This is a genomic window from Flavobacterium anhuiense, from assembly GCF_004151235.1.
Taxonomy (GTDB): domain Bacteria; phylum Bacteroidota; class Bacteroidia; order Flavobacteriales; family Flavobacteriaceae; genus Flavobacterium; species Flavobacterium anhuiense_A.
Genome location: NZ_JUIV01000011.1, coordinates 40218 through 54357 on the forward strand (window position 1 = coordinate 40218; position 14140 = coordinate 54357).

Consider the following 14140-nt stretch of genomic DNA (forward strand, 5'->3'; position numbering starts at 1 on the left):
AGGAACATTTCATCGGTAGAAAAAAAAATATTGACCACCGATTATTTACGTTCCGTAGGAACGTTTGATTTTGACATAAATTCTAACCATTCAGCATATCAGACGTTCCTACGGGACGTAAATGCTTACAACATCATTTTTCTACCTATGAAATGTTCCTACGGAACATCTTGTAATTACTTTAAATTACTGTAGATGTATGCTTCAATTGCTTTTAATTCTTCATCAGACATGGCCTTTGTTATGGCAAAATTGGTTTTCATAACCTCAAACTGACTTGGATCCACAATTGGTTCTGCATTTCCTTTCAGGAAAGTAACAATATCGCCTTTTTGATCTTTATAGATTTTGGCAATTTCCTTAATGCTCGGTCCAACTATTTTTTGATCTGGCTGATGACAAGCAAAACAATTTCCAGCTCCTTCAAAAAGCTGTTTTCCTAGTTCTTCTGGACTTTTGGCTTTCGCCGATTCTCCTTCAGAAACAGATTCGGTTGTTGCGTTTGTTGGCTCAGAAGTTTCTTTTTTACAAGATGTGAAAGCTAAAACAGCAGATAAAAATAAAATCTTTTTCATCTTATTTCTTTAAAAGTATTGCTGCTTCTTTTGCAAAGTATGTCGAAATAAGATTAGCCCCCGAACGTTTGATGCACATTAATTGTTCCATCATAATTTTGTCGTGATCTAGCCAGCCTCTTTCAGATGCCGCTTTAATCATAGCATATTCTCCAGAAACCTGATAAACGGTTACAGGAACATGAACGGTATTTTTTATTTCGCGAACAATATCCAAATAAGCAATTCCTGGTTTTACCATAACCATATCTGCGCCTTCTTCTACATCAGATAAAGCTTCTTTGATTGCTTCGATGCGGTTAGCATAATCCATTTGGTATGTTTTTTTGTCTTTTGGAACCACAACATCAGCTTCTTTTGGAGCAGAATCTAAAGCATCTCTAAAAGGACCGTAAAAAGCCGAAGCATATTTAGCAGAATAACTCATGATTCCAACATTCTGAAATCCGGCAGCATCCAAACCTTCGCGAAGGCGTAAAACACGTCCGTCCATCATATCGCTTGGTGCAACAAAATCGGCACCTGCTTCTGCGTGTGAAACAGCCATTTTTACTAAAGCATCAACTGTGCTGTCGTTTTCTACATCGCCATTTGTTATAATTCCGTCATGACCGTAAATTGAATATGGATCTAAAGCCACATCTGGCATAACAATCATTTCTGGACAAGCCGCTTTTATGGCACGAATAGCCTGTTGCATTAATCCGTTCGTATTCCAAGCTTCTTTACCTGTATTGTCTTTTAGGTCTTCGCTAACTTTTACATAAATATTTACGGCACGAATTCCTAAATCAAAAAGTTCTTTTACTTCTTCAACTGTTAAATCTATAGATCTTCTGAAAATTCCAGGCATTGACGGAATTTCGACTTTTACATTTTCTCCTTCAGCAATAAACATTGGAAACATAAAATCCGATGGACTTAAACTGGTTTCACGTACTAAAGAACGAATCGATTCATTTACTCTTAATCTTCTGCCTCTTTGTAATGGGAACATATAAATTTAGATTTTAGATTTTAGATTTCAGATTTTTAAGCTGAATTGGAAACAGATTGATAAACCCTTATTCTAAAATTGAAGTTGTTTTTTATTTTTTTGAAGTTTGTCTCACTTTTTAATGAGTGGCGCAAAGTTAAAGAAAAAGGAACAGAATAAGGCGTTTAGCATGTTGTAGAATCCGTTAATATTATCTAAAAATTTAGATTTTATTGTTTGGACTAAAGCATGGTTTTTCAGAATATTCCATCTAAATTTGTAAAATGAAGAAAATTCTCGCTTTATTTTGCTGTTTACTCTTAACAAGCTGTTTTGAGATTACAGAAAGAATCAAACATCACGACGATCAAAGTGGCGAATATACGCTGATGATCGACTTTTCTAAATCTTGGTTTAAAACTAAATCTGCCATTTGGCTAGAAGAAGTCGATGGCGTAAAAATTCCGAATGAACAAGAAATTACGCAGAAACTGGAAGATTTTAAATCGAAAGCTTTAAAAATTGATGGAATCTCAAATGTAACAACCAAAACAGATTTTCAGAATTACGTTTTCATTATCAAGCTCAATTATGCGAACCTAAAAGCATTAAACGCGGTTGTAAATACGATAAACAATCAGCGTGATCAGATTCACTTTAGCGGAAGCGGCAAAACTTTTGAAAGAATTGCTTCTTATCCCATTCCAGAAAAAGTGGTAAATGACCCAAAGAAAAAGAAAGATCTGGAGGAAGCGAGCATTATTTCTATCTATACTTTCGATAAAGATATTCTGGCTGTAGACAATGCAAATAGCAAAATTTCAAAAAATAAAAAAACGGTTTTTTTAAAGCAAAGTATGTACAGCGTATTTAAGAAATCGACCTTAATGAATAATACCATCCAATTAACGCCTTGATTTTATGAAGCATTTTTACACCCTAATTTTTCTATTTGCCACGTATTTTACTTTTGGACAAACGAGTCCAGACAAATACGACTATTTTGTACAGTTTAACGGAAATCAGCTTTCTAAAAAAGTGAGCATAAACGAAGTATTGAATCATCCGATATTGACTAAATACATTAGCAAAAAACCTGATTTTGATCTTCGCCAATATACTTCGATCATTCAATTAGACCAAAAGATTACGATTCATGGGAATTTCTTAGATAGTGTTCCGTTTTATCAGGTTACCATTCCGATAAAAAACAAAGAAGCAGTAAGACAATATCTGATTGAAAAACAAGGAGCAAATGATAAGAATGGCACAATTGAAGAATTCGGTAAATATGCAGTTTTTACACCAAGTGGCATTAAAAGATCATTTGTATGGAATGACAATTATTTGGTCGTATTCGAATTAACAAAAAGACTTCCGAATAAATTTTATGCTTCTCCAGATGGACCGCCTGTTTTAAATGATTCGATAGGGATTTCAGAGGCATATGAAGAAACGGTAATTGTAGATACACCGAAAGTATACGGAGTAGAAGAAGCACCAAATCCGCCAAAAATAGCAGAGCCTTCTGTGATGAGTGATGAACCAATGGTAGCCGATGTACCAGCCGGATCAGCAGAAACGGTCGAACAAGATTATTTGTATGATGGAAATCCGTATGAAGAATATACGGCAGAACAAGCAGATTTTGATAAAAAACTAGCCGAGCAGCAAAGAGAAATTATAAAAGGCTTATTTGAAAATGGTTTTACTGCGCCAAGTTTTTCAAAAATAAATGCTTCGGCAGATATTTCGACTTGGGTAAATTACAGCGGATTGATGTCGAGTTTTTATTCGTTGTATAATTATCCATTGTCACTATTTGGAGGTTATGATAAATACCTGCCAATGCAGAAGAACTTTGGAAATTTTATAAAAGGTATCAACTTGGATTTTTATTTTGATAATGATAATGCCCGAATTGAAGAAGTAGTTGAATATGCTGCAGATATTGCAGCTGTTGTAAGCAAAATTAGCGATAGAAAAATCAACAAAAACATCTTTAATTATTTTCCAGCAGAAAAACCTTTAGGTTACATTTCATATCATGCCAATACAAAAGCGGCACTTGAGAACTTTCCTTCATTAATGACCGAATTATTCCAGAATCCGAAATTTGCAAAAGAAGATATTACACTCATCACAGATCTGATTTCTACAATTGTTGATGAAGAAGCAACAGCAAAGCTTTTTGATGGCGATTTAAGCGCTTTTTTATACGATACGAAAGAAGTTGAGGTAATGACTAAAAAGTATGATTATGATGAGAATTATGAAGAAAAAATAACGGAGGAAAAAGTGAAAAAGGATATTCCGTTGTTTTCTGTGATTTTTACTTCTACGCATCCAACTTTTGGAGATAAATTATTGCAATTGGGTGTTCGCAAAAAAGTGCTGATTCCAAATGGAAATTCGTACACTGTAGTTGGCACTCAAGAATATGGCGATATTTTTATCATGAAAGAAAAAGATGTAGTAGTTGTTGCCAATACAAGAGATTATTTTGGTTCAGGAAAAGGGGCTTTTGCAAAAGACACAAAGAAAGATTTGAGTAAAAATTATATTTCTGGAAAATTGGATATTGCGCAAACGGTGAAAACATTCGGCAAAAAAGCAAAAGATTCTGAATTGGATCGAATGACTAAAATTTCATCTCAATTTTCGGATGTATCGATAGAATCTCCCAAAAAACTAATTGACAATAAATTGAAATTCGTTTTTAAACTAAACTCTTTTAAGTCTGATAAAAACATCATTTTGCAGACATTAGATTTAGCAGATGAAATGACTTCTAAATAATTGAAAAAAAAAATCCCTGATGCAATATTGTTTCAGGGATTTTTTATATAATAATTCATTCCGTAGGAATGTTTCATCGGTAGAAAAAAAAATTGACGGTACCATTTATTTACGTTCCGTAGTAACGTTTGGTTATTTCAGTTTGCTAAGTAATGGAAGCTTGATAAATGCCTTTGATAGTTTCTTGTAATTCAGCATTAAAATCCTCATCTGACTGACCAGCAGTAAGTCCTTCAGATAATGCTCTTGAAAAACTGGCAATTAGTCCATGGTTTTGAGAAAGTTTTTGATTTGCTTCTTCGCGAGAATAGCCGCCAGAAAGCGCTACAACACGAACCACATGCGGATCTGAAATAAGATCTTTGTAAAAATCGTTAACAGTCGGAATCGAAAGTTTCAGCATTACTTTTACATCTTTATCCAATAGATTCAGCTGTTTTTGAATTTCTTCTTTCAGAATCTGCTCCGATTTTTCTTTATCAGGACTGTAAATGTCAACTTCAGGTTCTATAATTGGAATTAAACCTTTGTTGAAAATTTGTTTTCCTACTTCAAATTGCTGTGCAACAATATCTCGGATTCCCTCAGGATTGGCTTCTTTAATGACAGAACGCATTTTCGTTCCAAAAATGTTTCGTTCTACAGCGCGATCCAGTAATTCGTCTAAACCAGAAATGGGTTTCATTAATTGTACGCCATTTGCAAGATCTGCAAGCCCTTTATCTACTTTCAAAAAAGGAATAATATGTTTTTTCTCCCATAAATAATCGGCTGTCCATTGTCCATCGATTTTACGATCCATTGTATTTTCAAACAAAATAGCACCGAGAATATATTGGCTGTCAAAAGCTGGACTTTTAATAATTCTAGTTCTCATTTCGTGTACAAGAGTGTACATTTCTTCGTCATTTGTATATTGATTTTCTTCAACGCCATATTGCGATAATGCTTTTGGCGTGCTGCCACCGCTTTGGTCAAGTGCTGCAATAAATCCTTTTCCAGAATGCATGAGATTTAATTGTTCCTGGTTCACATTTGCCATAATACTGAATTTTAGTTTTTTATAAATCCATGTAATTTAAGCAATTTTTGGAACTTATTGATTATGAGATTAAAGAATTCTCAAAGACCTATCTTTTCATTAACCTTATCATAAACTTCCTTTACTTTTTTTGGAGGATCAAATCGGTAACCGAGAGAGAGCTTTACAGTAGCGATATTATCATTCAACCTTGGATCAACTTTTTCATCTTGCGCAAAACTAACTGTATTAAGACTGGCAAAACCAAAGAAACGATCATTATTATAGGCCAGTTTTAAATTGAAATCGGCTTGATACAATGCTGAACTATCTCCGTCAATATCATTGATTCCAGCACCCAAAGCAAGTCCTGCGCCAATTAAAACTCGATTGCTAATTACAAAATTGTAAAAATAGGCGGGAGCCAAAGTAAAAACATAAATATCTCCAGGAGATGAATCTGGAGTGTTTAAATCGATATTGGTGTAATAGAAAGAGAATGACGGAATAAAACTTCCAGAGCTTTTGGTTTGCCATTCGTTTTGGCTTACCAATGTTTTAAAAGAGAATTTATCATTGAAAACATAAGAAGTCGATCCGCCAATTTTTGTGGTACGCATATTAGGCAACTGAGCCGTAATGTTATCATCGCTAATATAAAATCCTTTTTGGTTGATAAAAGTAAACGACTGCATCCATTTTTTTAAATAAAAACGGGTATTGAAATTAAAGTGCTTAGAATGAGAATCGCCTTTATTCTGACTTAGGAATTTGGGAGCAAAACCAAAACCAACGTCAATAATTTTATAGTTTAGGTTAAAACCAATCTGTTCTCTACGATTCGGAATTAGATTCACATACATTTTTGAATCCTGACCTGTAGCAATTTGAAAACTATTTGAAGTGTCTAGATAATAAACGCTGGCAGTAATTTTATCATTGTATGATTTAAAATAATGATTTTGCAGGGAATCGTTTTGGGCGAAACACCCAAAAATGCTGATAAAGAATGTGGCATAAATCAGTTTCAAGATCATGTGGTATTTAAAAATGCTTCGGAGAAGCAAAATATTTATAGCAATTATAATAATCGAATACGATTTGAAGCTCCATAGGAGCGACATAAATTAAACATCATCAAACAGATATTCATTTTTAAAATCAATATTGAATAATTTTAGAAATGCGATATATTCTTCTTTGAACGTTTTGGTTTTATGGTGCTCTTCTTGGTTTTCAATATACTTTATTACAGGTGTTAATTGTGAATGACCATACGAAAAAGCACCAAAACCAGTCTGCCATTCGAATTTCCCGTTTATCCATTTTTGTTCATTTATGAATTTGGATGAACTTGATTTAATGTCTCGTACCAAATCCGATATTGAAACATTTGGTTTTATTCCAACTAAGATATGAATATGATCTGGCATTCCGTTTATTGCAATCAGTTTTTGTTTCTGATTGGTAATAATTCCTGTAATGTATTTATAAATTTCATTTTTCCAATTTTTGGAAATTAAGTTCTGCCTTCCTTTTACAGCAAAAACAATTTGAATATATAATTGAGAGTAAGTGTCTGCCATTTTTTTAATTAAAATTATAATGAGTAAAGCTAATTAATAATTTTAATTTGTAGGATAAGTATTGTTTTTTTTTGTGATATGGAAAATATGTCGCCCCTCTGGGGCTTTATGCTAGGGGATGTAAATTGTTCTATAAATATTTTGCTTCTCCGAAGCATCTTTAATAATAGTCTAAAATTTTAGAAGAACTAGTCGTATATAAAAATGCTCCAGCGGAGCAAAATATTTATAGTGATTGAATCAACAACGAAAGATAAAGCGCCAGCAGAGAAGGAAATATTTGTTTTATAATTACATCAGCTCCATAAATAGTAAATGTAAAAAATGCTCCAGCGGAGCAAAATATTTATAGTAATTGAATTGACAACAAAAAGAAAGAAGCCCCAGAGGGGCGACATATAATTATCAAACTAAATAAATTTTTAAGCTACGAAACCCACTCGCGCGGATTTGCCAACACATTAATCAATTTTTCTTCTTCGCTTCCTGTTTCTGGATGATGATCGTAAACCCATTGCACATGCGGAGGCAAACTCATCAAAATACTTTCAATTCTGCCGTTTGTTTTTAAACCGAACAAAGTGCCTTTGTCGTGAACCAAATTAAATTCAACATAACGGCCACGACGGATTTCTTGCCAAGTTCTTTGTTCTGGAGTATAAGAAAGGTTCTTTCTTTTTTCTACAATTGGCACATAAGCTTCAACGAAACTATTTCCAACTTCGGTTACGAAATTGTACCAGTTTTCCATTGACATCGATTCATTTGCTTTGCAATAATCAAAGAACAAACCGCCAAGTCCACGGGCTTCATTTCTGTGTGCATTCCAGAAATATGAATCACATTGTTTTTTATATTTTGGATAAAACTCTGGATTATGTTTATCGCAAGCTGTTTTGCATGTTTGATGAAAGTGAATTGCATCTTCTTCAAACAAATAATAAGGCGTTAAATCCTGTCCGCCACCAAACCATTGTTCGATTACATTTCCAGATTCGTCGTACATTTCAAAATATCGCCAATTGGCGTGCACGGTAGGAACCATTGGGTTTTTCGGGTGAATAACCAAACTTAATCCGCAGGCAAAGAAATCAGCTTCACCAACGCCAAACATTTTTTGCATCGTTTCAGGAAGTTTTCCGTGAACAGCAGAAATGTTTACACCGCCTTTTTCAAAAACAGTTCCGTTTTCAATAACACGTGTTCTTCCGCCTCCGCCTTCAGGACGTTGCCATAAGTCTTCACGGAATTTTGTCGTTCCGTCAACAGCTTCTAATCCAGCGCAGATCTGGTCTTGTAAATTTTGTATGTATGCGTAAAATTTGTCTTTCATGATTTTATGTATTCTGATTTAAGAAGTCCGAAGTAAACAGAGTTTTGCAAAGTGCCGTCTCCATTTCTAAATTCGTCTCTTAAAATTCCTTCTTGTTTAAAATTATGTTTTAATGCAATTCGCTGGCTTGCAAGATTGATTTCTGAAGTACAAATAAAAACTTTATTAAGGTTCAATTCGTTGAAACAAAAGTCAAGCGCATCAGAAACCATTTTTGAGGTAATTCCTTTTCCTTGATAATCTTCATCAATAAAATAGCCTAGTTCACATTTTGAAATGTGGCAATCTATAGTTTTTACACATAAATAACCAATTAAATCTTGGGTGTTTGAGTCTCGCGCAAAGAAGAAATATCCTTCTTTCTTCTTCTCTTTGTCTAGATTGAAAGCAATAAATTTTTTTGTCTTTTCTGAATCTTTGCAATAAGATAATGTAAGTGGAAAAGTTTTTTTAATATGATTTTTATTCTTTTCTATTAATTTGTAAAACTCCTCAGGAAGAATATTTTCAATTCGGTCTGTTTTCCAATCTGTAAAACTCATAAATGATTGTTTTTTAGAGATGCAATTTTAGTATTTATTCCAAAAGAAAAAACCTTGCTTTCTTGCTGAATATATTGATAAACTGCTAATGCTTTTTCTGTAAAATTATAACTTTCTATTTTAGAAAACTCAATTAAAATATCAGCAAATTGTTCTAATTGTTCCCAGTCAAAATGAAGGCGCATTAGCAATGTAATTAAATCCTCATTTGAATAATCAGCTAAAGTTTCAATGTTTAAACCAAATTCTTTCAGTTGATTTTCAATTTCTGTTTTTTGTAAATTATTTAAGGGATAAGGTACAAATACAAGAGTGCGTAACGTTTTGAGAACGTTATCAATTCTTATTTTTTCTTCGTCTCTTAAACCTTTATTCAACATAAATTAGAATTTATTCGATTTGACAGTTGTTCGGCTAAAAACTAGTTTTTCATTTTGAAAAGAATCTTTTCTACCGAAGTTTTTTAGTATTCGATAAACAAAATATAAAACAGGCAAAGTATAATAAATAAATCCCATACAGATAGGCACATATGGCTTTTCTATAAACAGTCCGCTTGATTTAACAGTTTGGAAATAATGTGATTTTTCTAAAAACTCGTTTGTCAATCCGAATGGAGGAACTATAGAATTTCCAATGCAAACCGCTAGGATTAAGAAAAAGTAGAAAACCGCTTTTGCCGCCGATTTTCCCATTTGATACACTCTGACTTCTGGCGCTACATTCGAAAAGGCAAAACGCATTCTGTTTAAAACCGTCAGAAGATAAATATACAGAATGTTAGTATTTACTACTGATTCATTAAAAGAATAAGCAAATAATCCGTAGAGCGGAAAAAACACAAAAAGTGACCATTTTCTAGGCATAACCGCCATGAAAACTCCTGAATGAACCATTATAAACTCAAAAGCCATCAAAACAGCCAAGTCATTTATAAGACTAACTGGATGTAATTCTGGATGCGTCCAAACCATGAGAAACACGTAGGCGTAATAAGCCTGAAATCCGTATTCGATAAATGAAAACGGTGAGTTTCTGTTGAGGTTTAGGTTTGCGAGCATATTTTTGAGTTTAAAGTTTTCAGTCGCAGTAAACTGAATACTGCGACTGAAAACTGAATACTATTGTCCGTATTCCTTCACAGCGTCAATAAACGCTTTGGCGTGATCTACAGGAATATTTGGTAAAATTCCGTGACCTAAATTTACTATATATTTATCTTTTCCGAATTCGTCGATCATTTCGTGAACCATTTTCTTGATAGTCGGAATTGGAGAAAGCAATCTTGACGGATCGAAGTTTCCTTGTAAAGTAATGTTTCCGCCAGATAAATAACGAGCGTTTCTTGCCGAACAAGTCCAGTCAACTCCTAGCGCAGAAGCTTTACTTTTACCCATTTCGCCAAGAGCAAACCAACATCCTTTTCCGAAAACAATAACTGGAGTTATCTCTGCTAAAGCGTCAACAATCTGGTTGATGTATTTCCATGAAAATTCTTGATAGTCAACAGGAGAAAGCATTCCTCCCCAAGAATCGAAAATTTGAACGGCATTTACTCCCGATTTTACTTTTTCTTTTAAGTATAAAATAGTTGTATCAGTGATTTTTTGCAATAAAGTATGCGCTGCAACTGGGTTTGAAAAACAGAAACCTTTTGCTGTATCAAAACTTTTAGAACCTTTTCCTTCAACAGCATAGCAGAAAATTGTCCAAGGCGAACCTGCGAAACCAATTAAAGGCACTTCATCGTTCAACATTTCTTTAGTCAATTTCACAGCGTCAAAAACGTAACCTAAAGTTTCATTTACATCTGGAACAAAAACTTGATTTACTTGTTCCATCGTACGAATTGGATCTGGAATAATCGGACCCAAATTATCTTTCAATTCAACATGAATTCCCATTGCGCGAGGTACAACTAAAATATCTGAGAATAAAATCGCAGCATCTGGAGCAATTCGGCGAATTGGCTGTACTGTAATTTCAGCGGCTAATTCTGGAGTTTCGCAACGTGTAAAGAAATCATATTTATCACGCAGTTCTCTAAATTCTGGTAAATATCTTCCTGCTTGACGCATCATCCATACTGGTGGGCGTTGAACTGTTTCTCCTTTTAATGCTCTTAAAAATAGGTCGTTTTTTAACATGTTTTTTATTTTAGGTGCAAAGTCGCAAAGTGACAAAGTTGCAAAGGTTTTTATTTGTATTCGTGAATTACATCCTCTATTACGTCTTCAATTGTGGGTTGATCAGCAATGATGATGTTTTTAGTGATTTTTGATAAAGCTTCTGCGGTCGTATCACCAATGCAGAAACAGATTTGTTTATTGATGGTATTCTGTTTCAGATAACTTTTTACTCCAGACGGACTAAAAAACAAAATCGCTTCTGGATTTGCTTTTATTTTCTGAGGTTGAAGCGTTGTTTCGTAAACCTGAATTTCATTGAATTTAATTCCGTTTTCCTTTAAAGCTTCAGGCAAAGTGTCTCTTCTTAAATTGCCACTGAAAAAAGTATAGCTTTCATTACCATAAATCAAAGTGATAATTTCTGCTAAATCGGAAGCATAACCTGTGTAGGCAATAACATTGAAGCCGTTTTCTTCTAAAAGATTTTTGGTTTTAAGTCCAACGCAGTACACGTTTTTTTTCTTTAATTCTTCTGATTTTGGATTTGATAAAACACTGTGAACAGCATTTTGACTTGTAAAAATTAGACTTTCGTTGAGGTCTTTTAATTCGAAAGGCTTATTTTCAGTTTTAATAAAATCGGCTTCGATCAACTCAACGCCATATTTTATTAGTTCCTGTTTATGAAGAGGAGATAATATTTTAGTAGATAATATCTGAACTGGATTTGCCATTATTTCTTTAGAGATTCTTTGATTTTCTGCATTAATTCCGTTCCTCCATTATTCAAAATCTCCTGGGCTGAATTGAAACCTAGTTTTTTCCATTCTGAAATATCAACCGTTTTGTGGATTTCAATTTTCTGTTTTCCATCAATAGAAAGTAAAACTCCCTGAAAATGTAGTGTGTCCTCGTCTTCGTTATATGTAACCAAAGCTCCAATTGGCGCAGTACATCCGCCTTCAAGCGTTCTTAAAAACTGGCGTTCGATGTAGGTACAGATTTCAGTTTCGATATCATTTAACTGAGAAAGTGCATCCAATGTATAATTGTCATTTTCCATTCCAACAACCAACATTGCTCCTTGAGCCGGCGCAGGAATCATCCAATCTAAATTGATGTAATTTTCAGGTTTTAAGTTAATGCGCTCCAAACCTGCAGCGGCAAAAACAGCTCCGTCCCAATTATTATCTTGTAGTTTTTGCATACGAGTATTCACGTTTCCACGTAAATCAACTACAGTATGATTTGGATATTTATTGAACCATTGCGCCTGACGACGTAAACTTCCTGTTGCAATGGTGCTTGGATTTGCAAAATCAGGATTTCCTTTATGAACTAAAATATCCAAAACATTGGCTCTTGGCAAAACTGCACCTTGAACTATACCTTTTGGTAAAGCCGTTGGAACATCTTTCATAGAATGCACGGCGATATCAATATCACCATTAATCATAGCAATGTCTAAGGTTTTAGTGAAAATTCCAGTGATTCCTAATTCGTAAAGTGGCTTATCAAGAATAATGTCACCCTGAGATTTAACTGCAATAATCGAGGTTTTATAACCCAAATCGTTTAGTTTTTTCTCTACAGTGTGTGCTTGCCAAAGTGCTAATTCGCTGTCACGCGTTCCTATCCTGATTGTTTTTTCAGCCATGTTTTGTTTTTTGAACCATATAAGTTATATAAGTAAATTTAAGCAGTTTGGGTAAAACACAGTTTTTAAATGAACTTATATAACTTATATGGTTTAAATTGTATTTAAGATGCTTTTATTTTGAAGACTTTTTCGATCCATTCGATGCTTTCGTCTACCATGGTATCGTCGTCTTTTAAATGATTTGCAAAATGAGTAGTGATTTTCTGAATGATTCTGTTACTGATGATTTCAGCTTGCTCTTCATTAAAATCAGCGATTTTTTTACTTTGAAAATCTAGTTCCGAAGCTTTAATAGCGTTTAATTTTTCTTTTAAAGCATTAATTGTCGGAGCAAACTTTCTGCCTTTCATCCAAGTAACAAATTCTTCTTTGATTTCTTCGATGATTGCTTCAGCAGCCGGAATGTGTAATTTTCTGTTTTCTAGAGTTTCATCTGTCAGTTGAGACAAATAATCCATGTGAATTAAAGTTACACCTTCTAATTCCTCAACATTTTCATGAACGTTTTTCGGAATTGATAAATCTAGAATCAATAAAGGTTTTTTAAGATTCAGAATCGCTTTGTCTACCGTTGGGTTTTGTGCGCCAGTTGCTACAACGACAACATCGGCTTTTTGAAGTTCTAAATGTAATTCAGAATAATCTTTAACAATCAGATTTAATTTTCCTGCTAATTTCTCTGCTTTATCTTTAGTACGGTTGATTAAAGTGATATGCTCATTTTTAGTATGTTTTACTAAATTCTCGCAAGTATTTCTTCCGATTTTACCAGTTCCAAAAAGTAAAATGTTTTTGTTGCTGATATCTTCGACATTTTTAAGAATGTATTGTACTGAAGCAAAAGAAACCGAAGTAGCTCCAGAGCTAATTTCCGTTTCGTTTTTAATTCTTTTACTCGCCTGAATAACTGCATTTACCAATCTTTCCATAAAAGCATTGGCCAATCCCATTGATTTTGAATGTATAAAAGAAGTTTTGATTTGAGAGATAATTTCAAAATCACCTAAGATTTGGCTGTCTAAACCAGTCCCAACACGAAAGATATGATTGATTGCTTCTTGATTTTTGTAAACGAAACCCACTTTTTGAAAAGCGTCTACAGATCCGTTACTATTATCGCAGATAAGTTTTATTAATTGAAATGGATGTTCTGCAAAACCGTAAATCTCGGTTCTGTTGCAAGTAGAAGTAACTAGTAAACTTTCTATTCCATCGTTTTTAGCTTGTTCCAGCAATCGCGTCTTTGCAACTGCATCCAAACTAAATTGACCTCTGACCTCAGCATCAGCTTTTTTATAACTCAGACCAACTGAGTAAAAATAGAGGTGTTTCGGTACGTTATTGTTTTCCATAAATTCACTTTCATAAAAGTGCAACAAAATTATTACTATACCATCGATAAAAATAACGCTAAAAGTACTTTTTATGTCGCTATATGTTTTTTTGAACCTAAATGGGTGTTTTTGAGTAAAAAGGACTACTTTTGTAGCAAAATCAACTCGTTTGAAGTGATTAGTTT

General features: G+C 33.8%; 15 protein-coding genes. 2 read left to right on the forward strand and 13 right to left on the reverse strand.

The window, feature by feature from the left end:
* Positions 1-176: 176 nt before the first annotated feature.
* Both NU08_RS13870 and hemB read right to left on the reverse strand, forming a co-directional pair.
* Complete coding sequence (locus tag NU08_RS13870; RefSeq protein ID WP_129747786.1) at positions 177-575, reverse strand: c-type cytochrome; 399 nt, start codon at positions 573-575, stop codon at positions 177-179.
* 1 nt (position 576) lies between these two features.
* On the reverse strand, positions 577-1572 hold the full coding sequence (hemB, locus tag NU08_RS13875; RefSeq protein ID WP_129747787.1) for a porphobilinogen synthase: 996 nt from the start codon (positions 1570-1572) through the stop codon (positions 577-579).
* A 263-nt stretch (positions 1573-1835) separates the two neighbouring features.
* Between hemB and NU08_RS13880 the strand changes: the two genes are divergently transcribed.
* Positions 1836-2468 (forward strand): hypothetical protein, encoded by a 633-nt coding sequence (locus NU08_RS13880; protein ID WP_129747788.1) that lies wholly within the window; start codon positions 1836-1838, stop codon positions 2466-2468.
* Between the two features lie 4 nt (positions 2469-2472).
* Complete coding sequence (locus NU08_RS13885) at positions 2473-4350, forward strand: hypothetical protein (protein ID WP_129747789.1); 1878 nt, start codon at positions 2473-2475, stop codon at positions 4348-4350.
* A gap of 145 nt (positions 4351-4495) precedes the next feature.
* Here NU08_RS13885 and NU08_RS13890 read toward each other — a convergent pair whose 3' ends face one another.
* The 11 genes from NU08_RS13890 to hemA all read right to left on the reverse strand — a co-directional run bounded on the left by NU08_RS13890 (position 4496) and on the right by hemA (position 13973).
* On the reverse strand, positions 4496-5383 hold the full coding sequence (locus NU08_RS13890) for a fructose bisphosphate aldolase (RefSeq protein WP_129747883.1): 888 nt from the start codon (positions 5381-5383) through the stop codon (positions 4496-4498).
* Between the two features lie 89 nt (positions 5384-5472).
* Complete coding sequence (locus NU08_RS13895) at positions 5473-6495, reverse strand: DUF4421 family protein (protein ID WP_242502561.1); 1023 nt, start codon at positions 6493-6495, stop codon at positions 5473-5475.
* Positions 6496-6498: 3 nt separating this feature from the next.
* Positions 6499-6957 carry an IS200/IS605 family transposase gene (gene tnpA, locus NU08_RS13900; RefSeq protein WP_129747790.1) on the reverse strand — a complete coding sequence of 153 codons (459 nt, stop codon included), beginning with the start codon at positions 6955-6957 and terminating at the stop codon, positions 6499-6501.
* 427 nt (positions 6958-7384) lie between these two features.
* Positions 7385-8290, reverse strand: coding sequence for an oxygen-dependent coproporphyrinogen oxidase (hemF, locus tag NU08_RS13905; protein WP_129747791.1), 906 nt, complete (start codon positions 8288-8290; stop codon positions 7385-7387).
* Positions 8287-8832, reverse strand: coding sequence for a GNAT family N-acetyltransferase (locus NU08_RS13910; protein WP_129747792.1), 546 nt, complete (start codon positions 8830-8832; stop codon positions 8287-8289). Before NU08_RS13910 ends, hemF begins: the two co-directional genes overlap by 4 nt.
* On the reverse strand, positions 8829-9212 hold the full coding sequence (locus tag NU08_RS13915) for a hypothetical protein (protein WP_129747793.1): 384 nt from the start codon (positions 9210-9212) through the stop codon (positions 8829-8831). The genes NU08_RS13910 and NU08_RS13915 overlap by 4 nt, the downstream gene beginning before the upstream one ends.
* 3 nt (positions 9213-9215) lie before the next feature.
* A complete protein-coding gene (locus tag NU08_RS13920; protein ID WP_129747794.1) occupies positions 9216-9893 on the reverse strand; it encodes a hypothetical protein in 678 nt (225 codons plus the stop codon).
* Between the two features lie 60 nt (positions 9894-9953).
* Complete coding sequence (gene hemE, locus NU08_RS13925) at positions 9954-10979, reverse strand: uroporphyrinogen decarboxylase (RefSeq protein ID WP_129747795.1); 1026 nt, start codon at positions 10977-10979, stop codon at positions 9954-9956.
* Between the two features lie 50 nt (positions 10980-11029).
* A complete protein-coding gene (locus NU08_RS13930) occupies positions 11030-11695 on the reverse strand; it encodes a uroporphyrinogen-III synthase (RefSeq protein WP_129747796.1) in 666 nt (221 codons plus the stop codon).
* Complete coding sequence (gene hemC / locus NU08_RS13935) at positions 11695-12618, reverse strand: hydroxymethylbilane synthase (RefSeq protein ID WP_129747797.1); 924 nt, start codon at positions 12616-12618, stop codon at positions 11695-11697. Before hemC ends, NU08_RS13930 begins: the two co-directional genes overlap by 1 nt.
* Positions 12619-12722: 104 nt before the next feature.
* A complete protein-coding gene (hemA, locus tag NU08_RS13940; protein WP_129747798.1) occupies positions 12723-13973 on the reverse strand; it encodes a glutamyl-tRNA reductase in 1251 nt (416 codons plus the stop codon).
* Positions 13974-14140: the final 167 nt, after the last annotated feature.

Excerpts from the sequence above, each read along its gene's own strand:
- NU08_RS13870 (WP_129747786.1), bottom strand. The coding sequence starts at position 575 with ATGAAAAAGATTTTATTTTTATCTGCTGTTTTAGCTTTCACATCTTGT.
- hemB (WP_129747787.1), bottom strand. The coding sequence starts at position 1,572 with ATGTTCCCATTACAAAGAGGCAGAAGATTAAGAGTAAATGAATCGATT.
- NU08_RS13880 (WP_129747788.1), top strand. The coding sequence starts at position 1,836 with ATGAAGAAAATTCTCGCTTTATTTTGCTGTTTACTCTTAACAAGCTGT.
- NU08_RS13885 (WP_129747789.1), top strand. The coding sequence starts at position 2,473 with ATGAAGCATTTTTACACCCTAATTTTTCTATTTGCCACGTATTTTACT.
- NU08_RS13895 (WP_242502561.1), bottom strand. The coding sequence starts at position 6,495 with ATGTCGCTCCTATGGAGCTTCAAATCGTATTCGATTATTATAATTGCT.
- tnpA (WP_129747790.1), bottom strand. The coding sequence starts at position 6,957 with ATGGCAGACACTTACTCTCAATTATATATTCAAATTGTTTTTGCTGTA.
- hemF (WP_129747791.1), bottom strand. The coding sequence starts at position 8,290 with ATGAAAGACAAATTTTACGCATACATACAAAATTTACAAGACCAGATC.
- NU08_RS13910 (WP_129747792.1), bottom strand. The coding sequence starts at position 8,832 with ATGAGTTTTACAGATTGGAAAACAGACCGAATTGAAAATATTCTTCCT.
- NU08_RS13915 (WP_129747793.1), bottom strand. The coding sequence starts at position 9,212 with ATGTTGAATAAAGGTTTAAGAGACGAAGAAAAAATAAGAATTGATAAC.
- NU08_RS13920 (WP_129747794.1), bottom strand. The coding sequence starts at position 9,893 with ATGCTCGCAAACCTAAACCTCAACAGAAACTCACCGTTTTCATTTATC.
- hemE (WP_129747795.1), bottom strand. The coding sequence starts at position 10,979 with ATGTTAAAAAACGACCTATTTTTAAGAGCATTAAAAGGAGAAACAGTT.
- NU08_RS13930 (WP_129747796.1), bottom strand. The coding sequence starts at position 11,695 with ATGGCAAATCCAGTTCAGATATTATCTACTAAAATATTATCTCCTCTT.
- hemC (WP_129747797.1), bottom strand. The coding sequence starts at position 12,618 with ATGGCTGAAAAAACAATCAGGATAGGAACGCGTGACAGCGAATTAGCA.
- hemA (WP_129747798.1), bottom strand. The coding sequence starts at position 13,973 with ATGGAAAACAATAACGTACCGAAACACCTCTATTTTTACTCAGTTGGT.